Raw genomic sequence first — 22,389 nt, forward strand, 5'->3', positions numbered from 1 at the left:
TAAATGATGAAAAATTTGAAATTTATTCTGCTCATGCTGACGATAATGAGTGGAGCGCTTTCAGCGGTGGCGCAGCAGCCTGACAATAAGAGCGCTTTTGAATTTTTGCAAGGCAATGGGGTGTATGAAGAAGGTATGATGGTATTCTTAAAAGGCCTCCGGGAATCGATCTGGACGCACTTTGATCTTTTTATCACTGATGCCAAGGCGTTAGCTGCGATCTTTATGATCATTTTTTTTGCGATCAAGAGTTACGATATGATTTCGGGGGATAAACAGCTGGAGATTATGCCTCTACTCAGGCCTTTTGGTCTGGTAATGGTGATCATGTGGTGGGGTAGCTTTACCAAAATGATTGCTTTTCCAACGGACTTGGTCGCCGTGAAGACAGAAGAGATGTTCGCCTCGGAGCAAAGTAATGTGAATGTATTGCGGCTGACTAGGGCGGACTATATGCAAAAGGTAGCCAATGCGCTTTATAGTTTTGAAGCGGAGACGGAGCTGGCGGAAAAGGAATCCGATACCTGGGCGGGAAAGGCCTGGGATTCGGTGAGCTCCACCATTAAGGAAGGGATGTCCACGGTGGTAAGCCCTGTGATTGAGCTCAAGAACCGCCTGAAAATAGGCATGCAGTTACTACTGACGCAGCTTTTGGAATTGCTTGGGATATGGATACTCCGAATAGCAGTTTATGTACTTTTTATGATCCAGATCCTGTACGCTTCCATACTGATTATTCTTGGACCCTTCGCTGTTGCTGCGAGTATTCTGCCTTCTTTCCGTGATTCGATGTCAACATGGATCGCCAGATTCATTTCTGTAAACCTATATGTGGGCATTGGATACCTGGTGATGTACCTGGTGGCTTTAATGCAAAAATATGCGATGACCGTGGAGATTAACCGCTATAAGGAACTCATCGGAGAGGAGGGCTCGGCGGCGAATCTGGAGAAAATGGCCTGGTTTGCCGGAAACGGGATACTTTCCTTTGGTACAGTGATCTTAAGTTTTGTAATTGGAGCAGTCTGCATGTTTACTGTGCCCAGCATTTCCACCTGGATCATTTCCACTTCTGGTATAAGCTCTGCCGCTTCCAATTTTGGCAGGGGTGCTCAAAGCGTGATGGGCGTAGCGAAGAAAACTGGAGGCAGTTTCTTTTAGCTAAAGTCTTTTTGATTTTTAACCTTTTATTTTTTTCGACTATGATGATCAAAAATATAGAATCCAAGATCCGTCTGGCCACTATCGTGTCGGTGGGAAGTCTGATGGCCTCGGTAGTGATCGCTATTGTAGTATCTTTTTTTGCCTACCGGCAGGTGAGTTCTGCCAGGCGGAGCATTTACATTCTGGATAACCATGTACCGATGCTGGCCAAGCAAACGGATTTACAGATGAACAGGCCCGCGGAATACCGGGCAGACGTGGATTTGTTCCATTCCCTGTTTTTTTCGCTCACTCCGGATGACCGCTTCATTGAATACCAGATGAAAAAGGCAATGTACCTGGTGGATGAGTCCGGAGCCAGGCAGTACAATGATTTGAAGGAAAAGGGTTATTTCAGTTCTGTGCTTTCTTCTTCTTCGGTGCTGACTTTGCAAACCGATTCGATCTTTCTGGACGTGCACAAACGATATTTCCGGTTTTATGGGAAGCAGCGTATTGATCGCCGAAGTGCAACCGTGGTGCGCTCGCTCATTACCGAAGGCACTCTGCGGGATATGCCGAGAAGTGAAAATAATCCCCACGGGGTATTGATCACCCAGTGGAAAATACTGGAAAATAAAGACCTGGAAAATGTTCAGAAAAATTCACTTTAGGCTGGCTGATAAAAGGTTTTTATCAGAGCTCAATGATGCTTTTAGCCCATTATGGAACCGGTGTTTGGCGAGAGTTAGATCATTCATGATCCATTACCCCAGATCAGTTTTTGCCATAATGATACTATCCATCGGGCTTTCGCTTTTGGTTTTAGCTAGGGACATCTTCGGTAGTAAAAATATGGGTGTCAACGCTAAGCCAGCAGGAGAAGTTTCTAGGTTTATGGATTTGGGAGCTAGTGGCTTTTATCAGGGACTGGAGGAGATTTCTGGTACGGCTGCAAAGGTGAAACGTAATGTTGAGCTTAATCAAAAAGTTGATACGCTTCTTAATAAAAAGCACCTCACCGCTCTGGATTCGCTCTGGCTCTTACGAACGCTTGAATCCCTGGAGCGCTAATGCTTTATTGTTATTCTTCTTATCCTTTAATTCTTAACAGTATGAAAATCAATTTTAAACAGCCCCGGTATATTCTGCCGCTGCTGGCCCTGCCGTTTTTATGCCTGTTCTTTTGTGTGTACAGTAGCCGTTCAGGAAAAGAAAAGCAGCAAGTTCCCACTAATGGGATGAACGGGCAGATTGCAGATATCTCGGACCAGGTCCGGGATCAGGGGCTTTCTGGAAAGCTGGATGCTTACCGTGATCGGTATAAGGCCAGTGATGGTTATTCAGGAATCAATCCGATTTCAGAAGAAGTGGTACGGGATACGGTTTTGCGCTCTGGTTATTCGGATGCGGAAAAAAGGAGTCTGGATTCCATCGCGGCATCACTTAAATCAGGTGCTGGAAGCTATCGGATTAGAAATGATCCGGCTGCCGGCTATGTGGGTGGTCAAATACCTGTGACACGAAGTACCTCGGCAAGTAAGGTGAATGCTCATGATGAGGCGATGAATCCTCAGGATAAGCAGATGGCTAAAGCACTTTCTGATCTGGCTGCCGCCAGAAAGTCTGTTGATCGGGTGGACCAAAAAGACCGGCTTACTTCGCAGTCTGCTGCTGATCCGATGGAGATTTTCCGAAAACAAATGTCCTATATGGATAGCGTGAGCAAGCAAAATGATCCGGCTTTTCAGGAAGAAAACAAAAGAAAGGAAGAGTCGTTGCGCTTAAAACAGCTCCAGGAATCTTCGGACCGCAATTCGCTTCGCGTTAAACCTGCCGGGAATGTTCAGGGGAAAGTGTCTTTGCAGATTAAAGCCCTCGTTGATCAGGATGTGACCGCCCTGGCCGGTTCGAGGATACGTATCCGGTTGTTGGAAGATATGGTGGTAGGTGAGGTGAGGGTGCCCAGTGGTAGTTTGCTGTATGCCTTAGTGAGCGGCTTTTCAGATCAGCGGATCAAGCTCTCTATTTCCTCCGTACATTTTGCAGGAAAGATCTTCCCGGTTAAGCTGGAGGTTTATGATTTGGATGGGTTGTCGGGTCTCTACGTACCATCCTCATTTTTTAGGGAGTTTTCCAAAAATATTGGTGGCGAATCCATTCAAGGGGTATCGGTTTCTTCCGCCTCGGGTCAGCAGTTCCTGATGAGTACAGTTGACCGTCTTTTCCAGTCCACTTCTTCAGCCATTTCCGGGCTGATTAAAAAAAACAGGGCCAAAGTGAAATATAGTACCTATGTACTGCTCATTGATGCTGCTGGCCTGCAGTGATCCATTTATAATTTATTTAAAATATTTGTGATGAAAAAAATAATTTTTCTAACGGCTTTATGCTGTCTTTATATGTCGACGGTTTTTTCGCAAATGGCGTCGCTTGCAGTCTTTACAGATCTGCCAGTGATCTTTCTGAAAAAATCAGCTTCCGTGCATCTGGTTTCAGATAAGCCCGTCCGCTATTTGAACAGCTCGCTTTCAGGTGTCAGATTAGATCAACCTACTGATGGCTTGATCCGTATTAGTCTTGCCGATAGCGCAAGTATTGCTTATGGCGATGGCATACTCACTTTAGCGGGCGAGCGGGGATTTGTGCAGTTCCGGCTGATTTATAATCACTCCTTTCCCGACAGCGTGTTTCGGCCAAGTGTCAGGATTGGTTTGGACGATTGGAAACCATTCATTGGTCAGGGGAAGGAGTTAGGTGTGCAGGAACTGAAAGAACTGGCGCATGACCTGCTTAAGTCTCGTAAGGGTATCTTTCAAACTCGTGAAGATCGCTACGGGATCAAAGCGCGGCTGAATAAGATCGCATCGCTGGGCAATTATATTTTTATTGACCTGAGCTTTTATAATAAGAGCAATATTGGCTATGATATTGACCAGCTCCGTTTTTCACTGGAAGATAAAAAGATCGCAAAGGCGACCAATTCGCAGTCTGTACCTATATTTCCGGAACTTTCGCTATTCGATAATGGCTCGTTCAAGCGGCTCTACCGGAATATTTTTGTTTTCAAAAAGTTCACTTTCCCTGGCAACAAGATTTTGCAGGTGCAGTTGAGCGAGAAACAACTTTCAGGGAGAAGTATCAGCTTTCCCATTCGCTACAGTGATGTGCTGGATGCGGACGTGATCTTGTATTAGTATTTACTTTGATTTATTGGCGTATGGAAGAAACCAGGGAAATTCAGAAGCTGCATGGCTTTATGCGGTGCCTGATCTACTTTTTCATATTGGTAGAATTTGCGGTTTTTATCTATCCCGATGCACCGTTCTGGGGTTTATTCCAAGTAGCGATTGTTAGGGTCTTTGCAATACCAATCTATCAGCAGCTGATCTATTCGAAGCTTTTTGTTTTGATGCTGATTTGCCTGGTGAGTATCGGCACGTTGGCTAAGAAATCTCCGGAGCTGGATCCTAAAAAAAGTATTGTGTATCCTTTGGGTACTGGACTATTGCTATATTTCGGGAGCCTGTATTTTTTTGGGCTTCCTTCTGGAATGGTGTTCAGCTATACCCATTGGTATGAGTTGCTGTATATGTGTGCTTCGCTACTTGGGGCGATACTGATCAGTCTTTCAATGGATAATATTTCTAAAATGCTGCGCTCAGCATTGGGAAAGGATCAATGGAATATCGAAGGAGAAAGCTTTATGCAGCAGGTACGGAAAATAGAAACGCCGTATTCGGTCAATATCCCGATGCTGTTTTATTATAACCGGAGGGTGAGAAAAGGCTGGATCAATCTGGTCAATCCCTTCCGGGCAACGCTGCTCATCGGTACGCCAGGATCTGGAAAGAGTTTCTCTGTGGTGAACCCCTTTATCAGGCAGTTGATTGGCAAGGCATTTTCGATTTGTTTGTACGATTTTAAGCATCCTGACCTGGGCAAAATTGCCTATTACCATTTTCTTTTGGGAAAAAAGTCGGGCAAGCTAAAAGATGTGGCTTTTCATGTAATCAATTTAAATGAAGTGGAAAAAAGCAGGCGCATTAATCCGCTTCGGGCAGATTATATCCGCACGCTGGCTGATGCCTCGGAAACTGCGGAGGCGCTAGTGGAGGCGCTAAAGAAAGGAGATAAGGCTAGTGGAAGTGATGCCTTTTTTACCCAATCAGCCATCAATTTTTTGGCCTCGGCCATTTATTTTCTTAGTCGTCATGAAAAAGGAAAATATTCTTCGTTGCCGCATATCCTGTCTTTTTTAAACAGAAGTTATGAAGAGATTTTCAATACGCTTTTTTCTGAGCCTGAACTGGTTTCACTGCTTTCTCCTTTTATGACTGCCTTTACAGCAAAGGCTTTTGATCAGCTGGAAGGACAGGTGGGAACGCTTAAAATCTTTATTTCCAGGATGGCTACCAAAGAAACCTACTGGGTTTTCTCTGGCGATGATTTCGAGCTAAAGATTTCGGATCAAAAAAAGCCATCGATCTTGGTGCTGGCCAACGATCCAAATACCCAGAACATCAACTCGGCTTGTTATTCGGTGGTACTGAATAGACTCACGCGATTAATTAATACCAAGGGCAATTTGCCATCGGCATTGATCCTGGATGAAGTGCCGACTTTATTTGTGCACCGGATTGAAAACTTGATTGCAACTGCCAGATCCAATAAGGTGGCGGTGCTGATGGGACTTCAGGAATTGCCCCAGTTCAAGCAGCAATATGGAAAAGATACAGCGACCACAATTACTGCAGTCGTTGGAAATGTACTTTCCGGATCGGTTCGAAACAAGGAAACGCTGGACTGGCTGGAACGGATTTTCGGAAAGAGCAAGCAGCGGGGAGAAAGCCTGTCGATAGACCGCAGTAAGGTATCGGTCTCGATCAATGAAAAACTGGATGTACTGATTCCCGCTGGTAAGATCGCATCACTTGGTGCGGGAGAAATGGTCGGCATCATTGCCGCGGATGCGCAGGGGGATTACACCGGTAAATTTGAAACTTCAGCGGTCAATTGCAGGGTGAACCTGAACTTAAAGGAAGTCGAAAATGAAGAGAAGGGATATCAGGAACTGCCTGTTTTTTATGATTTCGGAGGGAGAAAGGAACAGATTCTGCGCACCAATTTTTTGCGCATCAATCAGGAAATGGAGAATCTGGTCGGGCTTTTCAAATAAAGCTTTGTTGCTTAACTGGTTTCTGGTTTGCTTTTTTGGTCAGATGGGATTGGTGTGGGGACAGGAGGCCGGATTGGAAATTGATTCAGGCTTTATAGTTACATTTCCTTTAAAATCTTTTGTATTGACTTCTACCTATGGACCAAGGAAACATCCGGTTACGGGTGAGGGCGCTAAGTTTCATTATGGCATTGATCTCCGGGCTTTTTATGAGCCAGTGTATTCAGTGATGGATGGCGAGGTAGTGAATGTCGGTTATGGCCCTGTAATTGGAAACTATCTCCGGATCAAAAGCGGCGATTTTATTTTGACCTATGGGCATCTTTCATTGGCTTTGGTCGCTCCTGGACAGCAGGTTCATGTGGGAGAGGCAGTAGCAATTAGTGGTAAATCAGGCAGGGTTACCGGGCCGCATCTTCACTTTGGGGTGAATTACGCAGGCCAGGCAGTCAACCCGCTCAGGTTCCTGAGCGAGTTAAACAATAATACAAAACATTAAATTTTTAGCACATGTACGGGAAAATTTTAAATGAAAAAGATCTCCCGATGGATCAGCTCCGGGAGATTGGGCTGGCCAGGGGAGAAGAAATCTTGCTGGATCGCAGGGATATTCATGCGCTGTTATCAGGATCGAGAACCAATCTAATCAGGTTGGAAAACATCTCGAGGGCTGGGGTTGAAATCAAAGAAATGGATGTGAAGCTTTCGCTCTCGCGGGATAGCTTAGTGCATCCGGATTTATTGGTTCATCCGGTATACAAGCAGGCGATTACGCCATCATTTATTACGTCAAATGAAGCGGATCAGTTGCTTACCGGCTTGAAGGGGAATGTCGTTAAATCCCTGGAACGTGGAGGAGTGTATCGGGATATGCTCATCGAGTATGACTGGAATACCAGGGAATTTGTAGTAACGGATACTTCAAAGATCCAGGCGCCACTGGAAATCAATGGGCAGCCATTAACGCCGTATCAAAAAGACCGTTATTTATCAGGCAGGCAAATTGAAATGCCAGATGGTTCGATGGTTCAGGCCAGCGGTACTGCACCCGAGGGATTTCGAAGCAACCGCATGGCGCTGGTGGTTTCCATTTTGATGGACGGCGGGATTTCTTATCTGCTTTACCAGGGACTTAATGCCTTGATTGACAAACAAGGGGAAACATTACAGGAGAAAGCGCTTGGAAAAGCTTATTCCAAAGCCTTGGAACGTTTTGAAAAACCGGAAGCAGGAGCGTATGTTCAGCTGGTAGAAAAAGCGGAGTCCGCGCAAATGATTTCTGGTAAAAACGAACAGCAGCGAAGCTATGGAAGGTCTGGATTCTCTAGGTAATTCCTTTAGGTTTGGAATGGATGGGGCTATGGATGCAGTTTTGAAAAAGTACTTTAAAGGTACTTATGAACGGGGTCATGATGGGAAACTGGATTTTGTGTTTTCTGACGGTATTTCTGAAAGTTTTCATCTTGGTAAACACCAGATGGCCATTTCTTCAGGGATCTGGTACAATGAACACGGTTTGTCAGCAGGTAGTTCGCTTTATGTGTGTTCTTCAGCAATGGAGGCGGTTGCTTTTGCCTTGTTGCAGGATGCGAAGTTAGCTGATCTGGATGAATCATGCTGGGTCGCTTTTGGACTGAATTGTCAGATTCCTGGTGCTGTTCCGGAATTTTGCTTTGGTCGAAAAATCAATTTGCTTTTTGGCAGAGATCTGTTGGATGTCCTGCGGGCCGTGAAAATCTGTGTTTCATTAAAGGGTTTCTCCGTTAATTTTTGGCTTAGTGAAGATCAATTGTCCTGTCAATTTCGTGGCCGCTCGTATATTTTTCCAGTAGAGGGCTTCAGTCTTTCCCGATTTAAACAGGCCACCGGTTTGCGGGATTATTCCAGCATGAAAAGGCCTCAAGGGGAGGACAGTTTTCTGGATCGTCTGCGCTCTGGTCGCTGAATACAATAACAATTTTTAAATCTTAATTTTTTTAATCTTAAATCTTTAATCTATGAATGAAGAGAATTTAGTGTATTTGCAGAATAATCTGAAATACCTTGGTTTTGGGGAGCAGCTGAATGCAGCTTTAAAAGAATCCATCACAAATGCCCCACAGGACTTCAACCTCCAGTCTCCAACGATCGAAATGCAGGATCCTGCTAAAAGGTACGAGCCGGGGTTTGGGGACAAAGTTTCATACGTACTCAATTTTTCCAAAAGTAAGGAAACCGATATGTATTTTTTTAATAGTTACGAGGCAACGCTTAAAAAGGCAGACATAACTGATCTTATATCCCAGACCTTTTATATCAATAAGGGTAAGGGCGTAACGGCGAAAGAATCGTTCAACTTGCTTTCTGGTCGTGCAGTTAATAAAGATGTAGTGCTGAAGAGTGGTGAGAAAGCAAACCTATGGCTAAAGCTGGATTTTGCAGAGAAGATAGATGGTAAATATGCGATGAAAAACTTTGGGGAGAAGTATGGCTTTGACCTTTCGGCAACCATTGATCGTTTCATGATCGCTGATCTGGAAAAACCTGGTTTTAAGGATCAGTTAATGAAGTCTTTGCAGCGTGGTAATGTGCATGAGGTTTCTTTTTCAAAGGATGGCAGAGAGACTAAAGGATTTGTTGCTGCCAATCCGCAATATAAGACTTTGGACTTTTATGATGCGGGCATGAAGTCGGTTTACAGTAAAGCTGTGGATCAAAAACAGGTGGCCGGTGAGGCAGTTATCCAGGAACCGGAAGTGGTGATTGAAGCAAAAAAGGGAAGGGGCAGATAGTCCTTGGTATTTAGTTTTAGTTTTGTTGAGGCTTAGCAGGGGGCTTTTGCCCCCTGCTTTGTTACGTCCAAATTTTTTGGATTTGAGGGATTCTGATATATTTGCTGCTTAAATATTGATTTATTATGGAAAAATTCTCAAAAATTAAAGCGCTTGTAGCTTCAGTTGAGGCTGATGCTGAAAAGTTTTATAACGCAGGAAATGCTGCTGCAGGAACGCGTGTTCGTAAAGGTATGCAGGACCTGAAAAATCTGGCTCAGGAAATCAGAGCTGAGGTAACTGAAAAGAAAAACACAAAGTAATCGATTGAAATTACTGTTTTGGGAATCATCGCCCAGTCCGATTTCGGGCTGGGCGATGTTGCTTTAATTGAATGACTTCCTAAATGCCAAAGGTGTTAAGCTGGTTTTAGTTTTGAATAGTCTGCTAAACGACTGGGGATAATCAAACCCTAACTGGTAAGCGATCTCGGATACAGAAAGGGTTGTCGTAGATAAAATTGCTTTTGCACTTTCAATCAGTCTGTTGTGAATATGTTGCTGCGTATTGAGTCCTGTTAATGTTCGTAACAGATCGCTAAGGTAGTTAGCGGAAACGTTTAATTGTTCTGCAATATATTGAACAGAAGGTGTTTTATTTTGTAGCGCTATTTCAGGTGTAAAGTGAGATTCAAGTATGGTTTCAAATTTTGCTACCAGATCAGTGTGAACCGCTTTATGGGTAATAAATTGTCGCTTGTAAAATCGGCTGCTGTAATTGAGCAATAATTCAATCTGCGAAATAATTAAGTCATGACTAAAATCATCTATGCGACTATTAAGCTCATCATCAACAATCTTAAATAAAGAAAATATGGTTTCCTTCTCCTTTTCGGATAAATGAAGTGCCTCATCCGTAGCATACGTGAAGAATCCCGACTGTTTGATTTTTCTTGACAAGGAATAGGAAAGAAAAAAATCCGAATGGATAAGTAAAATACGACCTTTGCTTTTATTGCTTCTGGGTTTTTCAAACACTTGTCCAGGAGCAGTGAAAACCAAACCACCTTCACCGAAGTGATAATGATGCTGACCGTACTTGGCTTTTCCAATCGTATCCTTATAAGCAATTTTATAGAAATCCAGGACCAGATGATCGGCTAACGCCTTTTCAGGTAGTGTCATGTCTTCCAAGCGAATAAAACTGATTAATGGATGCTCAGGTTTCGGGAGGCCAAATGTTTCATGAAACTCAGTTAATGACCTAAACTTTTGTAGCTTGTTTTCGGTATATTTCATTTCCAGTCAGTTGATTACAGCACCCATTATTGATGGATGTTGCAGGGATCAAATATAAATTATTATTTATCAAGATTGTTCCAACGAGTATGTCATTCGCTGCAAGCCATTTTTGCTTGTGCGATGGCATCTTATAATTGTCTATTTTTTGTTGTAGGTTTCTGCAAATTCCATTGCGAAATCCTTTAGTTTTACTTTGCCAAGTTCAGGTTTGTGCTGGTAAAAATCTTCATACAAACTGCCGTCTTGCTGCGCCCGCTGCATCTCGATCAATCCTTTACAAATCCATTCATTGATTCCTGCAGAAATCATCTGATCTAAAAGTTGTTTTGCAGGAACAACTTTCCACTGCAATTCTGGCTGGTTGATTGCTTTTCCTAAGGCTTGTACGATCTCGTTTGGAGATACTTCATCGCTTGCAACATATTGAACCGTTTTACCATTGAATATTTTTTCCGTTTCATCGGCAATTGTTTGCGCAATATCTAACGGGGATACCCAGGGCTCTTTCCGATCACCGCCATAGCTTTGAATGATTGCGTTTTGAGATTGAATCATGGGCAGCCAACGGTAAATATTGCTGAAAAACCCAACTGGGCGAATGAACTTAATATTGATGTTTTCAGGAAGTGTCTTAAGGATATTTTCAACTTTGTGGTGCACCAAAAGACTGCCTGTTCCGTTACTTGAATGGGCACCTATACTGCTTAAATGAATAATGTTTTTTACTCCAGACCTTTCCACTGCTGCAACATAGTTATTGGCGATCTTCATAAATTCCGAAAGAAAGTCAATATCCTTATCAAAAAGACCTCCTATTGCTTCCCAAGCCTCCATTAAATAAACCACATCAGCGCCTGAGAATGTCGCCGCTAAAAAGTCTACGTCTTTTATGGTCCCAATTGCTGGAGTTGCGCCCAAGGCTTTTATAGCAGATATTCTTTCAGCATTGCTGCTGATTACTACTACCTGATGTCCTTTACCGACCAATAATCTTATAAGTGGTTTTCCGATGTTCCCTAAAGAACCTGTTAATACGATATTCATCTCTTTGTTTTTTGTTTTTACAAAGATCCATCAATTCGGTGGCAAGGAATAAACAAAATCCTGGTATTCATTAACAAAAACGGGGCTGGGGAGAGTTTCTGGATTAGGTGTCAACTCTTTGCTATTAGTAAAGTATGTATTTACTTTTAACACTAACCCAGGATGACTCCATAAAATTTGATCTAGATTTTTACCATCTTTTCGTTCTTGACAATAAGAATGTTTCCATTCTCAAGCGATAACCATCCGTAGTCAAAACAAAATTTGTAAATGCCCTTAGAAGTGTTCAGGATTCGGGTGATAAACTCAAAATTAAATCTGCTATCCCTAAGAAGAAAATTGGTTACAATTACTGAGTCGCCTTTTTCTTCGTAGAGGTCTTTGAGGATCTTACGATTGTTTTGTAGAATTTCACCAATCTTGGCGTAAAATACAGGAGCATTCCATCTTTCCTCTTTTAGCTGATCACGTCTTGCACGATTTCTGCATTGATCACTGCAAAACAATTTATCGCTTCGTCCCTCGAATGTATTGCCGCAGTACTGATAACTGCAGAGCCGCTGGCTTTCTCTGAGTTGTTGCATCTTGAATGAATGTTGGGTTTTTTGTTATCTTTTTTTTATCCGATCTGATCGGATAGGCTAATATACAACCGATTAGCGGGAATTCAAATCTGCAATTTTGTGTGTACCAAAAATGTTAGACATGAAAAACCCAAATCTTACAACTGAAAATTTTTCTTCAGCAAACCGTAATTACTTCATTGATTTCAAACGGGCAATTAACAATAGCCACTATATCTGTATCACCCGAAGTGATAAACTGTTAGATGGAGGTTACAGAAGGTCCAATGTGGTCGTCTTCGAAGAAGACTTTCACTTTCTGGTCTCTGCTTTTTCTTCTTTATTTCATGCTGCTGCCCATTCGCATCTGGAGGGAACAGAATATTGCGATAGCCAAAAAATAGGTAGTCAAAAAGGAATTAAGGGGATTAAAACCTGGGCACCCGATATGCGTCCACGTGAAAAATTTATCGCTCATGGGACAGACGCACTTAGTGATGCGGAACTGATGGCGATACTAATCGGATCTGGGAGGCCTAATCAGAGTGCTGTTGCGCTATGCGAAGCGATTTTAAAGGCTGTCGGTGGCAGACTGGATTTGCTGGCTGCCCAGGGCCATAAAAGCCTTTCACGATTTAAGGGGATTGGACTTGCTAAATCCTCCGCGATTCTGGCGGCACTTGAACTGGGTAGAAGGATGTGTGCGGTGGATTAAGTTTCTTTTTGATTTTGAGCCAATTTGCGGTAGGGCTTAAGTTTTGGCGGTCTTGAATTAGGCATGCGGGCGTAAAAATGCCTATAGACTTTCCAATAAAACGGATAAAAAGGCCGTGAATTTCGGGCGCTTCACTTGCTGCGAGCGCATAATGATCTTGGCTTCGCCGGATCACCCTCCGGGACTTATAGCTCTCCGCTTGCTAGGCACCCGTTTTTCCGGACTTTCTTTTTTCCGTTTTTTCTTTTGAAAAGATTTTTTGGGAAAAGGTAAGGGAACTAAAAAAATGTAACACTTAATTTTTTAAATGATGGAAATCACAGGAAGATTGACCGCTGATGCAGTGGTTAGAAAAGTAAGCGAAGACAAAAAAGTTGTAGGCTTCTCAATTGCGATTAATGACACATTTCGCTCTAATGGGGAGCAAAAGAAGATTACCACCTTTATTGACTGCTCGTATTGGCTAAATACGGGGATTGCGGAGTATTTGAAAAAAGGGGGGTGGGTTCAGCTTTACGGGCGTATCGGTGTAAACGCTTACATGAGTGGAAACAATGAAGCGAAAGCGTCACTGACTTTTCACACTTCGGCAATTAAACTGTTGGGGGCTGCTGTCCGTAATTTGGAGTTGCCGAATGTAGTGGCGAAAGGAGCAGAAGCGGTTGCTTCAGTAGAGGGAAATTCGACTTTTGAGGGCATTGATGATAATCTGCCATTTTGATTTTTAGCTGATTCTTTAATTTTTAGACGATACGATTATGGCACACAATTTAGCTTATAACCAAAAAAAAGACAGGCACAATTTTTTCTCAGTGAGGGAGAAAGCATGGCATGGATTGGGAACTATTGTGGAAGACTATCCAACAGCAGCGGAAGCGCTCCAATTTGCCGGGCTTGATTATTCGGTAGAGAAACGCCCGCTGTTCACCGTGGATGGTGCAAACCTGCGCTTGATTAATGAACCCGATCCCGATGCGATTTTGTTCGGGGCATCCTCGGACATTCCCGTTTCCAATTATTTTGCCACAGTACGCACCGATTCCGACACGGTTTTGGGGGTAGTGGGTAAGGATTACGGCGTGGTGCAGAACTGTGATGCTTTTGCTTTTTTTGATAGTATCGTTGGCGGTGGTGATGGCATCCTGTATGAAACCGCAGGTGCTTTAGGTAAGGGGGAACGGATTTTTATCACCGCCAAGCTTCCTTCTTACATTAGGGTTGGGAAGGATGATCTGATCGAGCAGTATTTGTTTTTAACCACTTCACATGATGGCTTCGGGAGTATTACTGCTGCTTTTACGCCTGTGAGGATAGTGTGCAATAATACCTTAAACGCTGCTTTGCGTTCTTCGACCAACGCTATACGCATTCGCCATTCTTCGGGTGCGGGGGAAAGACTGAAACAAGCGCATACGCTGATTGGAATTTCGGGCAGGATCGCGGAGGAGGTCGAGCAGATTTTCAACCATTGGGCAAAGGTGCGCATTAGTGATGCAGAGGTGAAGAAATTGGTGCAGTTGGCAATGGCTCCAAATCGGGAGGTACTCGACAAGCTGCGCAATGGTACAGTAGATGAAACCTCCAGCCTGTATAGAAATATAGTGGATGATGTTTTTGCTTATGCCATGAATGATTCTTCGCAATTGCTTGACACCACTAAAGGCACTCTGTTTGGGGCATATAATGCGGTTACTGGTTATTTTCAAAACGTTCGCAAGTTCAAGGATAATGAGGCCAAATTTAAATCCATTATTGAGGGGACAGCCAGGCAGAGGGGACAGGTGGCCTTTGATCTTTGCTTAGATCTTGGTAAAAATGATCACATTTCTTTTCAGTTCAATTGATTCACCGGGGCGGTGAGGCCGCCCCATAAATAAAACGTCATGAGTATATTAGCCGAAACCACAGAAAGAAAAGCTTTACAGGAGATTGCCAGATCACTGCGTTTTTTTTCAAACCTTGACCTTTTGCAAATCTCGGGAGGGGATGCCGTGCGCATCAGACATGCTGAAAATATCATCAAGAGCATTATTGTAAATAACGGATATGAGGTGTGTACCTCTAAACGCAGGGGAACTTATTTAATTAGACCGAGATTATGAGAAGCATTTTTTTTAGCCTTACAATGTCTGCCAAGTGCAGGGGCATGGCTAATCAATGTTAGCTTCTGCGCAGAGAATGAATTAATCGTTTCTGTTCTGTTAAAATCTCAGGAAGGAGTAAATCAAAAATGCCAGTTGCCGCCAATGGTTTTTAAAGGCACAGCACAGGAGATTGACGAGGAAATCCTTGAGGGGTTGACGCAACCTGTTACGGAAACCAGACCCCTTTTTGCCAATATCTCCGCTTACAACAAAGGTATAGAAAAAGCAAAGTCAAAACTGCTGGCTAAACCCAAAGCTGAAAAACAGGCTGCGAATGTTGAAAAGCATAAACCTTCGGAAACTATTTTGAATAAGCCAAAATTCGAGGACATCCTTGAGGAAATCAATGCACTGAATGCATCCTGTAAATATGCAGAAGCCATGGGCATCATTCCCAGTGCAGAAGATTATCCGGATAAAAAGGCAGATATCGAAAAGCTCAAAACTGATCTGTAATGGAGAATGAAACAATTAACCTTATTGATTACCGAGTGCAGCCAATAGCCATTTAATTTAAAGAAAAACGGATGTCCGCAGAACGGCTCTAACCTCGCGTTCTACAAACGCTAGGCATTTTTTTTGAGTTTATCATCAATATCAATGCGGGGTTCTATAAACAAACCTTAGCCAGCTAAATAAAAACTACGGGTGTTGGTTCATTCCGAGTTCATATAGGGTTTAATTTAGCCTATTTCCGTCCTTTTTTTCTGACAGGATACAGTTTAGATAATTTTATAATCTATGATTGTAAGCAACATAGGGAAAGGGATTGATGGTTAGTTTGGAGGTCAGGCAAATGGGAAGCTCAAGGCTTAAGGAAATTATTGAAATGATGAGAAATGTAACTAAAGTAAGCGTGCAGAAAGAAACTTCATTATTTGGGGCACGGGTTGAGTATGTTAATAAAAGTGAGGCTTACAGGCGCTATGGAAGGTCTACAGTAGATCGTTGGCTTAAGGAAAAGCTGATTACTATATTTAAGACAGCTCAGAACAAAAACATTTTAAAGTTGGCCGAGCTCGAAAAAGTTGCCTCAAAAAGTAACCGAATTAGTTACCTGCGAGTATTCGATAGATGATATGGGCAATTGGGTAATTACAGACTTTCAGCTTAGTTATATTTTAGAGCAGGCAACGGGGCTGGCCAGCATTGAAACGATGATTAGGTTAGGTCATATCAAATCATACGTGAGTAAGTCAGAAGCCTTTCGTTTGTATGGAAGAAATAATATTTTAACCTGGGTGGACCAGGGTCTGATCAGGCCAATCAAAGATGGTCAACACTCAGCTGTGTACAGGATGGAACGACTGGATCTTGAAGCCATCTCCAGGTCAATACAGGTTGTGAGGATTTTGAACAGCGATCGGCTTACCCCTTAGCCTCACTTTTCGTTGCGATCAGGTTTACAATATCCTTTTGTATCCTGTCAATCAGACTCCAGTCTTGTGCAATATAGATATCGGTAACCGTTCTGTCGGTTTGATTTAAAGCTTCCGCCACATCGTCCTTGCTGTATCCGAGTTTCCTTCTTGCCCAAGTTCCCACACAGTGCCTCATATCATAAAAATCAATATCAGGTATTCCTGTAACCTCGCTAACAATTTTTAATCCTTCATCAAGTGCTGAATTAAGGCCAGATGTTGAAGAATATCTTAATTGAAGTTTACCCGCATATTTTTCGAGCAGAGGAGCTGCTTCACTGATCACCTTTATACTGATAAAGGCATTGTCCTTCCTTTTTTTTCTTGTTTTAGCCCTATTGTAATTAATCCGTTCATTAATCTCAGTTGCCAACGGCAATTCATAAAGATCGGCTGCATTCATCCCCAACAAATAAAAAGAAAGCATGCAAAGGTCACGTGCAAGTTCTGCCCTGGAGTCTTTGGGAAGCTCAGCATCCCTTATCTTAATTATTTCTTGTATCGGACGGTCCCTGTGTGCGGTAATCGGTGCTGAGCCTACTTTATATTTTTTGAAGGGATAGTGTAAAATTTTCATAATGCCAAGATCCTCATCATTATATTTGTTTCTGGCTTCGTTGAATAGCAACCTCAAATCTCGCATATGGTTGTGCAGTCCGGAGTCAGAAATACCTTTCTGTATGTAGGTTCTAGGACATCCATTGTGATTATTTCTGGTGAGTTCCCTATCTGATTGAAGATATACCTCATATCGCTTGAGAAAATTATAGTTAATTTCGGTAATTGGGATAAATGGTGATTTGAAATAATCGACCAGGCTATTTCTGACGGTTGCAAGTGTTTTTGCGCTGCTAGCCTGAGCAGACTTTTGTTTCGCGGAAATGAAATCATTACAGAAGGCTAAGAAATCAATTTGATCAGGGATGTCTTTTCTATCCATAGTTAACAATTGATCCCGTAATTGCAGTGCAGACAGTTGGCCAATAAAAGCTGCATTATCGCTGATCCAGTCACGGTATTTCTTTAGGTCAACTGCTACACGATCGAGAATGAAATTGTCCTTGATAACCAAAGATTCGCTTTCCCTGCTTTTTCTTTTTAACTGTGAAATGCCGACAAAATGTTCCGTATCAATATATGCTGGTTTACTATTGTGCCAAATTCTGATCTTGACATTCCAGGTTTGATCGGCTCTCCTTTCTTTTTTGATTATTGTTGCTGATATCGTTGCCATATTTTTCGAGTTTATGGAGTTGACAAGACCAAAAGAGTTTGGGTCTTTTGGTCACATTTTGAATTTTTGGTTAAAAAAACTTCCTAAGTTTTTCCTAAGTTTTCTCTAAGTTCTGAGCGTTTCCTAAGTTTTTTTTACCAAGTTAAGCAAAAAATCATGTTGAACCTAAACAATAATATTGGATCGAAAAACGAGTAATAGCCCATAAAATGGCTTTTAAAGGCATGAAAAAGCCCTTCAGTGTAACTGAAGGGCGACTTTTTATTAGTGGGCCCACCTGGGCTCGAACCAGGGACCAAAAGATTATGAGTCTTCTACTCTAACCAACTGAGCTATAGGCCCCGAAAAAACATTTGTTTTTTGCGAGTGCAATGTTACAAATTTGCATCCGCTTTTAAAAAACTTTTTTTCAAAAAATAACGTAAATGTGTCATCAATCTAATTTTCAGGTGATTGTATTGATAACTTTCAGGACGCACCTGATTGAGTAAGAAACAGGGAGCATAAATCCACCAGGTCCGGATTTTGTGAAATGTTTAAAGGCTTGATTTTATTTAAATTTAACGTAGTTTTATATCCGGTATCACCCGTCATTTTTTTTGTTTTCAAGAAGCAGAAAACTGCGTGAGCGAACCATAAAAAAAGATCACATTAGAGCACTATGTCCCAAGACTATAAACAATTGCAACTTGAGGTAGAAAAACAGGTTAGTAATTATTTTCATACCCATCATGATCCACGCCTGGTTTATCATAACCTGGAACACACCCGTGAAGTGGTCAATGCTGCGCAGCAAATTGCCAATCACTACCAGTTAAATGAAGCGGATTTTTTCACCATTACTGTTGCGGCTTATTTTCATGATACCGGCTATTTCGATGATGCATTGAAACATGAGGAAAAAGGAGCAGAGCTGGCCGCAAAATTCTTAAGCGAACACCAGGTGGGGGAAGACATCAAAGAAAAGGTTAAAAATGCGATTTTAGCCACCAGGATTCCACAAAACCCTAAAAGTCAGCTCGACAAAATCATTTGCGATGCTGATTTATTTCACCTTGGCCTGCCTGATTTCCGTAAGAAAGGAAAGCTGATGCACAAAGAAGTTGAACTGATATACAAAAAAAAAATCAGCAAATTGGATTGGCGCAAAAGAGACATCCAGTTTATGGAGTCGCACCATTACCAAACCGACTATGCCGCCCTGTTGCTCAACGATCAGAAACAGGCGAATATCAGTAAGCTTAAAAGCAAGCTGACTGCACAGGAAGAAATCGCCACCGAACAGGAGGAACCTAAAAATTTTGCACCTTCATTGGTGCTGGATGATAAAGAGGGTAAAAAGAAAGGCAAAGGCGACCGGCCGGATAAAGGAATTGAAACCATGTTCAGGATTACCTCGGCCAACAACCAACGCTTAAGCGATATGGCAGATAATAAAGCACACATCCTGATAACGGTAAATTCCATCATGCTTTCACTGATTGTAAGTTTGTTGCTCAGGAGACTGGAAGATCACGGAAACCTGATTATCCCCACGTTTATCCTGCTCATGGTGAGTTTAACCTGTGTGGTGGTATCTATCTTATCTACCCGCCCGTCAATTCCACAAGGAGAGTTTACCCAGGAAGACATGGACAATAAAAAAGTTAACCTCTTGTTTTTCGGTAATTTTTATAAAATGAGCTTACCCCGCTATACTGATGGCATGATTCAGGTCATGAATGATAAGGACTTTTTGTATGGCACATTGATCACAGATGTCTATTCTCAGGGGGTAGTTTTAGGTCGGAAATACAAACTGATCCGCCTGGCTTATAATATTTTTATGTTTGGGTTAATTGCGGCGGTATTGGCTTTTGTTATTGCATACGCAGCTTACGGTAAACTTTAATGGCGCAAACTACAGAAACTGCTTTTTTCAACAGAGATCTAAGCTGGCTGAAATTTAATGAACGAATTTTAACAGAAGCAGGACGCAGCACGGTTCCATTACTGGAGCGGATTAAATTTCTTTCCATTTTTTCCTCCAATCTGGACGAGTTTTATCGCGTCAGGATGCCTGTATTACTGGCACTCGAAAAATTAAGCAATAAGGAAAACAATGATATTCATATTGAAGAAGACCTGCTGAAAAGTGCCAATCATTTAATTACCCGTCAGCAGCAGCAATATGGCAGAATCCTGCAGCTGGAGATTATTCCGCAGTTAAAAGTAAAGCAGATTAACCTGCTTTACGGACAGCCATTTCCACCGGAGATTCAAAAACCAGTTACCAGATATTTTTTGAGCCAGGTGATGGCCTTTCTTCAACCGGTTTACCTGGATCAGGAGACCAATTTTTTTCCTGCAAATAATGAGCTGTATTTCCTCATTACTTTAAAAAATGAGCATGAAACCAAGTCGGTAATTTTAAATATCCCATCCAATGAATTGCCGCGGTTTTATAAAACAGAAGGGGAAAATGAAACTTTCGTAGTGTTTCTTGATGATATCGTAAGGTTTCACCTGGATCGGGTATTTCCGTTGGATGAGGTACTGGGTTGTTTTAGTTTTAAAATTACAAGAGATGCGGAGATTGACCTGAAGGATGAGTATTCCGGAAATTTATCCGATCAGCTGGAAAAGCAGCTGATGAAGCGGGATTTGGGTTTAGCCACCCGTTTTCTGCATCAGCCGGGCATTCCTCCAAATGTTTTTGAGGAGATGAAAAAGCTCTTCAACCTTAAAAAAGCAAACAGGGTAGAAGGTGGTCAATACCATAACCTGAAAGACCTGATGGCTTTTCCGGTGAAAAATGATCAGCTCTTAAATGCATCATGGCGCAAAATCTGCAATACTGATTTCGTAGAAAAGACACTTACAGCAGCCATTACCAAAAAGGATATCATCATTCATACACCCTTTCAAAGTTATGATAGCGTGCTGCGGTTCTTCAATGAAGCCGCTATAGATGAAAATGTCAAGGAGATTTATGTAACACTTTACCGGGTAGCGAGCGATTCAAAAATTGTGAATGCCTTAATCAGTGCCGCTAAAAACGGGAAGAAAGTAACCGTTCTGGTGGAGTTGAAGGCCCGGTTTGATGAAGCGAATAACATCAAGTGGGCTAAAAAAATGAAATCGGTTGGAGTCGACATTATTTACAGCGTAACAGCCCTTAAGGTGCATGCAAAGGTAGCATTGGTAAAACGTGAAATAGCGGGCCGGATGCATTATCTGGGATTGTTTGCTACCGGAAATTTTAATGAAAGCACGGCTTCTTTTTATACAGACCATATCTTAATGACCGCCCATAAAGAAATGCTGCGCGAAGTGGAGTTATTGTTTATTTTTCTGGCAAAACGCATAAAGCCTGCTTCTGCTGATCTCATTCCTTTTCAGCATTTGCTGGTGGCCCAGTTTAACCTGCAGCAGGCTTTTCTTCAGTTGATTGAGCGGGAAATTGAACATGCCAGGCAAGGTAAACCGGCAGCCATCACCATTAAAATGAATAACCTCGAAGAAAAGGTTTTAATCAATAAACTATACGAGGCATCGCAAAGTGGGGTAAAGATAGACATGTTTGTGCGGAGCATCTGCAGGTTGATTCCGGGGGTGAAGGGAATGAGCGAAAATATTACAGTCACCAGAATTGTAGACCGTTACCTGGAGCACGGACGGATTTTTATCTTCCATAATGAAGGTAAAAACGATGTTTATCTGGGGTCTGCCGACTGGATGAACCGGAATATTTACCGCAGGATAGAAGTTTGCTTTCCTATTTATGACGAGCAAATTAAAAAAGAAATCCTGGAAATTATCGAGATTCAAAAACAGGATAACATGCAGGCTGTTATAATAAATGATCAAATGGAAAATGTTCCCGTTCAAACTGGTGAACCTGCCATTGCTTCACAACTGGCCATCTATCAATTTTTAAAAAACAAGTATTAAATTTTCATTTTATGAATAAGAATAAAACAAAACTAACCGCTATTATTACACTTTTCACCGTAGCATTTATCGGGGTTTCATGTGTAAACGGAAAACATGATGATGAGGGAAAGAAGAAGGATAAAATGACAACAGAAAATGCTGTTTCCACTATTGAAAAAGCAGATTTTCCTTATGATCTGGCTAATCCGGTAAAATATAATATGCCACAGAATTTATTTGAAATTTCGGGCATTACTTTTCATCATGGAGATCCGAAACAGGTTTTTGCCATTCAGGATGAAGATGGTGATTTATTTCATTTGGGCTTAAATGATAAAGATGCACAATTTACCAAATTTGGAGGGAAAGGTGATTATGAAGACCTGGCGATCATTAATGATCAGGTAATTGTGCTTAAGAGTAATGGAGAACTGCATACTTTTCCCATTTCAAAAATTAATACTCCGGAAGTAGCTGACGTTATTAAAACAAAAGACCTGGTGCCAAAAGCTGAGTATGAAGGTTTGGCTTCAGATGAGAAGGCTGGTATGGTTTATATTTTAACCAAAGAAGTGAAAAAAGGTAAAAAGTCGGATACCGAAATATTTGCTTTTAAATTTAATGAAGGCACTTTTACGCCTGCAGGAACTTTTAAACTTTCTCATCAGGAAATTGCTGCTGCGGCAGGTACATCTAAAATGAATTTCCGCCCTTCGGCATTGGCCAAAAACCCGAAAACAGGAGAGTGGTATATCCTTTCTTCCATGAATAAGTTATTGGTGATAACTGACGCCGACTTTAAGATAAAATCAACTCAAGCCTTAAAAGGAGATGCTTTTAACCAACCTGAAGGCATTGCGTTTGATCGGGACAATAATCTTTATATTTCAAATGAAGGTGGGTCTTTAGCTGCAGGAAATATTTTAATGTTTAAGGTCAGATAGGCTTTATTAAAATTAATTATCTTTATCTGAAATAAC

The 22,389-nt window shown here is 42.0% G+C and carries 23 protein-coding genes, 1 tRNA gene and 1 pseudogene; 20 read left to right on the forward strand and 5 right to left on the reverse strand.

The features are described 5' to 3' along the window. Positions 1–6 precede the first annotated feature (6 nt). From OQX64_RS02950 to OQX64_RS03000, 11 genes are all read left to right on the forward strand, one after another. Positions 7–1,161: a plasmid transfer protein gene (locus OQX64_RS02950; protein ID WP_265818286.1), complete on the forward strand. Its 1,155-nt coding sequence runs from the start codon at positions 7–9 to the stop codon at positions 1,159–1,161. 41 nt (positions 1,162–1,202) lie between these two features. Beyond that, the gene (traK, locus tag OQX64_RS02955) at positions 1,203–1,817 is read left to right on the forward strand and encodes a conjugative transposon protein TraK (RefSeq protein WP_265817567.1); all 615 of its coding nucleotides are present in this window, start codon (positions 1,203–1,205) and stop codon (positions 1,815–1,817) included. Further along, complete coding sequence (locus OQX64_RS02960) at positions 1,795–2,217, forward strand: hypothetical protein (RefSeq protein ID WP_265817568.1); 423 nt, start codon at positions 1,795–1,797, stop codon at positions 2,215–2,217. Before traK ends, OQX64_RS02960 begins: the two co-directional genes overlap by 23 nt. A gap of 41 nt (positions 2,218–2,258) precedes the next feature. Continuing rightward, positions 2,259–3,473, forward strand: coding sequence for a conjugative transposon protein TraM (traM, locus tag OQX64_RS02965; protein WP_265817569.1), 1,215 nt, complete (start codon positions 2,259–2,261; stop codon positions 3,471–3,473). Between the two features lie 30 nt (positions 3,474–3,503). Continuing rightward, positions 3,504–4,340, forward strand: coding sequence for a DUF4138 domain-containing protein (locus OQX64_RS02970; RefSeq protein WP_265817570.1), 837 nt, complete (start codon positions 3,504–3,506; stop codon positions 4,338–4,340). A gap of 23 nt (positions 4,341–4,363) precedes the next feature. Further along, positions 4,364–6,322, forward strand: a complete 1,959-nt coding sequence (locus OQX64_RS02975) for a type IV secretory system conjugative DNA transfer family protein (protein ID WP_265817571.1) — start codon at positions 4,364–4,366, stop codon at positions 6,320–6,322. Positions 6,323–6,329: 7 nt separating this feature from the next. Then, entirely contained in the window at positions 6,330–6,821 is a 492-nt protein-coding gene (locus OQX64_RS02980; RefSeq protein ID WP_265817572.1) for a M23 family metallopeptidase, read from the forward strand. Between the two features lie 11 nt (positions 6,822–6,832). Beyond that, positions 6,833–7,654 (forward strand): DUF4099 domain-containing protein, encoded by an 822-nt coding sequence (locus tag OQX64_RS02985; RefSeq protein ID WP_265817573.1) that lies wholly within the window; start codon positions 6,833–6,835, stop codon positions 7,652–7,654. Next, on the forward strand, positions 7,629–8,267 hold the full coding sequence (locus tag OQX64_RS02990) for a hypothetical protein (RefSeq protein WP_265817574.1): 639 nt from the start codon (positions 7,629–7,631) through the stop codon (positions 8,265–8,267). The genes OQX64_RS02985 and OQX64_RS02990 overlap by 26 nt, the downstream gene beginning before the upstream one ends. Positions 8,268–8,319: 52 nt before the next feature. Beyond that, positions 8,320–9,093 carry a hypothetical protein gene (locus OQX64_RS02995; protein WP_265817575.1) on the forward strand — a complete coding sequence of 258 codons (774 nt, stop codon included), beginning with the start codon at positions 8,320–8,322 and terminating at the stop codon, positions 9,091–9,093. A 125-nt stretch (positions 9,094–9,218) separates the two neighbouring features. Next, a complete protein-coding gene (locus OQX64_RS03000) occupies positions 9,219–9,395 on the forward strand; it encodes a histone H1 (RefSeq protein WP_265817576.1) in 177 nt (58 codons plus the stop codon). Positions 9,396–9,458: 63 nt separating this feature from the next. On the opposite strand, the gene OQX64_RS03005 is transcribed toward OQX64_RS03000, so the two are convergent. The 3 genes from OQX64_RS03005 to OQX64_RS03015 form a co-directional block, all read right to left on the reverse strand. Continuing rightward, entirely contained in the window at positions 9,459–10,370 is a 912-nt protein-coding gene (locus OQX64_RS03005; RefSeq protein ID WP_265817577.1) for a helix-turn-helix domain-containing protein, read from the reverse strand. Positions 10,371–10,511: 141 nt separating this feature from the next. Beyond that, the gene (locus OQX64_RS03010; protein WP_265817578.1) at positions 10,512–11,417 is read right to left on the reverse strand and encodes an SDR family oxidoreductase; all 906 of its coding nucleotides are present in this window, start codon (positions 11,415–11,417) and stop codon (positions 10,512–10,514) included. Between the two features lie 182 nt (positions 11,418–11,599). Continuing rightward, entirely contained in the window at positions 11,600–12,001 is a 402-nt protein-coding gene (locus OQX64_RS03015; RefSeq protein WP_265817579.1) for a hypothetical protein, read from the reverse strand. Positions 12,002–12,122: 121 nt separating this feature from the next. On the opposite strand from OQX64_RS03015, the gene OQX64_RS03020 reads away from it, so the two are divergent. The 6 genes and pseudogenes from OQX64_RS03020 (at position 12,123) to OQX64_RS03045 (ending at position 16,218) form a co-directional block, all read left to right on the forward strand. Beyond that, positions 12,123–12,695 carry a UPF0758 domain-containing protein gene (locus OQX64_RS03020; RefSeq protein WP_265817580.1) on the forward strand — a complete coding sequence of 191 codons (573 nt, stop codon included), beginning with the start codon at positions 12,123–12,125 and terminating at the stop codon, positions 12,693–12,695. Positions 12,696–13,002: 307 nt separating this feature from the next. Next, positions 13,003–13,416 carry a single-stranded DNA-binding protein gene (locus OQX64_RS03025; RefSeq protein WP_265817581.1) on the forward strand — a complete coding sequence of 138 codons (414 nt, stop codon included), beginning with the start codon at positions 13,003–13,005 and terminating at the stop codon, positions 13,414–13,416. A 37-nt stretch (positions 13,417–13,453) separates the two neighbouring features. After that, positions 13,454–14,539, forward strand: coding sequence for a DUF932 domain-containing protein (locus tag OQX64_RS03030; protein WP_265817582.1), 1,086 nt, complete (start codon positions 13,454–13,456; stop codon positions 14,537–14,539). A gap of 39 nt (positions 14,540–14,578) precedes the next feature. Then, positions 14,579–14,797: a hypothetical protein gene (locus OQX64_RS03035; RefSeq protein ID WP_265817583.1), complete on the forward strand. Its 219-nt coding sequence runs from the start codon at positions 14,579–14,581 to the stop codon at positions 14,795–14,797. Between the two features lie 18 nt (positions 14,798–14,815). After that, positions 14,816–15,295 (forward strand): annotated as a pseudogene (locus OQX64_RS03040) (PRTRC system protein E); the annotation flags it as partial. A gap of 572 nt (positions 15,296–15,867) precedes the next feature. After that, complete coding sequence (locus OQX64_RS03045; protein WP_265817584.1) at positions 15,868–16,218, forward strand: hypothetical protein; 351 nt, start codon at positions 15,868–15,870, stop codon at positions 16,216–16,218. On the opposite strand, the gene OQX64_RS03050 is transcribed toward OQX64_RS03045, so the two are convergent. Further along, on the reverse strand, positions 16,208–17,494 hold the full coding sequence (locus OQX64_RS03050) for a site-specific integrase (RefSeq protein ID WP_265817585.1): 1,287 nt from the start codon (positions 17,492–17,494) through the stop codon (positions 16,208–16,210). The genes OQX64_RS03045 and OQX64_RS03050 overlap by 11 nt on opposite strands. Before the next feature lie 268 nt (positions 17,495–17,762). Then, positions 17,763–17,836 (reverse strand) — tRNA-Ile (locus OQX64_RS03055). A gap of 319 nt (positions 17,837–18,155) precedes the next feature. Here OQX64_RS03055 and OQX64_RS03060 point away from each other — a divergent pair. The 3 genes from OQX64_RS03060 to OQX64_RS03070 are packed head-to-tail and all read left to right on the forward strand — an operon-like array spanning position 18,156 to position 22,353. Then, positions 18,156–19,385, forward strand: a complete 1,230-nt coding sequence (locus tag OQX64_RS03060; RefSeq protein WP_265817586.1) for a Pycsar system effector family protein — start codon at positions 18,156–18,158, stop codon at positions 19,383–19,385. Continuing rightward, a complete protein-coding gene (gene ppk1 / locus OQX64_RS03065) occupies positions 19,385–21,427 on the forward strand; it encodes a polyphosphate kinase 1 (protein ID WP_265817587.1) in 2,043 nt (680 codons plus the stop codon). Before OQX64_RS03060 ends, ppk1 begins: the two co-directional genes overlap by 1 nt. Positions 21,428–21,438: 11 nt before the next feature. Next, a complete protein-coding gene (locus tag OQX64_RS03070) occupies positions 21,439–22,353 on the forward strand; it encodes an SdiA-regulated domain-containing protein (protein WP_265817588.1) in 915 nt (304 codons plus the stop codon). Positions 22,354–22,389 lie beyond the last annotated feature (36 nt).

Source organism: Pedobacter sp. GR22-10 (genome assembly GCF_026239715.1).
Taxonomy (GTDB): domain Bacteria; phylum Bacteroidota; class Bacteroidia; order Sphingobacteriales; family Sphingobacteriaceae; genus Pedobacter.

Coding starts and splice junctions, on each gene's coding strand:
- OQX64_RS02985 (WP_265817573.1), top strand. CDS start 6,833: ATGTACGGGAAAATTTTAAATGAAAAAGATCTCCCGATGGATCAGCTC.
- traK (WP_265817567.1), top strand. CDS start 1,203: ATGATGATCAAAAATATAGAATCCAAGATCCGTCTGGCCACTATCGTG.
- OQX64_RS02950 (WP_265818286.1), top strand. CDS start 7: ATGAAAAATTTGAAATTTATTCTGCTCATGCTGACGATAATGAGTGGA.
- OQX64_RS02960 (WP_265817568.1), top strand. CDS start 1,795: ATGTTCAGAAAAATTCACTTTAGGCTGGCTGATAAAAGGTTTTTATCA.
- OQX64_RS02995 (WP_265817575.1), top strand. CDS start 8,320: ATGAATGAAGAGAATTTAGTGTATTTGCAGAATAATCTGAAATACCTT.
- OQX64_RS03050 (WP_265817585.1), bottom strand. CDS start 17,494: ATGGCAACGATATCAGCAACAATAATCAAAAAAGAAAGGAGAGCCGAT.
- traM (WP_265817569.1), top strand. CDS start 2,259: ATGAAAATCAATTTTAAACAGCCCCGGTATATTCTGCCGCTGCTGGCC.
- OQX64_RS03020 (WP_265817580.1), top strand. CDS start 12,123: ATGAAAAACCCAAATCTTACAACTGAAAATTTTTCTTCAGCAAACCGT.
- OQX64_RS03060 (WP_265817586.1), top strand. CDS start 18,156: ATGTCCCAAGACTATAAACAATTGCAACTTGAGGTAGAAAAACAGGTT.
- OQX64_RS03030 (WP_265817582.1), top strand. CDS start 13,454: ATGGCACACAATTTAGCTTATAACCAAAAAAAAGACAGGCACAATTTT.
- OQX64_RS02975 (WP_265817571.1), top strand. CDS start 4,364: ATGGAAGAAACCAGGGAAATTCAGAAGCTGCATGGCTTTATGCGGTGC.
- OQX64_RS03035 (WP_265817583.1), top strand. CDS start 14,579: ATGAGTATATTAGCCGAAACCACAGAAAGAAAAGCTTTACAGGAGATT.
- OQX64_RS03015 (WP_265817579.1), bottom strand. CDS start 12,001: ATGCAACAACTCAGAGAAAGCCAGCGGCTCTGCAGTTATCAGTACTGC.
- OQX64_RS03005 (WP_265817577.1), bottom strand. CDS start 10,370: ATGAAATATACCGAAAACAAGCTACAAAAGTTTAGGTCATTAACTGAG.
- OQX64_RS02990 (WP_265817574.1), top strand. CDS start 7,629: ATGGAAGGTCTGGATTCTCTAGGTAATTCCTTTAGGTTTGGAATGGAT.
- OQX64_RS03000 (WP_265817576.1), top strand. CDS start 9,219: ATGGAAAAATTCTCAAAAATTAAAGCGCTTGTAGCTTCAGTTGAGGCT.
- ppk1 (WP_265817587.1), top strand. CDS start 19,385: ATGGCGCAAACTACAGAAACTGCTTTTTTCAACAGAGATCTAAGCTGG.
- OQX64_RS03010 (WP_265817578.1), bottom strand. CDS start 11,417: ATGAATATCGTATTAACAGGTTCTTTAGGGAACATCGGAAAACCACTT.
- OQX64_RS03025 (WP_265817581.1), top strand. CDS start 13,003: ATGATGGAAATCACAGGAAGATTGACCGCTGATGCAGTGGTTAGAAAA.
- OQX64_RS02970 (WP_265817570.1), top strand. CDS start 3,504: ATGAAAAAAATAATTTTTCTAACGGCTTTATGCTGTCTTTATATGTCG.
- OQX64_RS03070 (WP_265817588.1), top strand. CDS start 21,439: ATGAATAAGAATAAAACAAAACTAACCGCTATTATTACACTTTTCACC.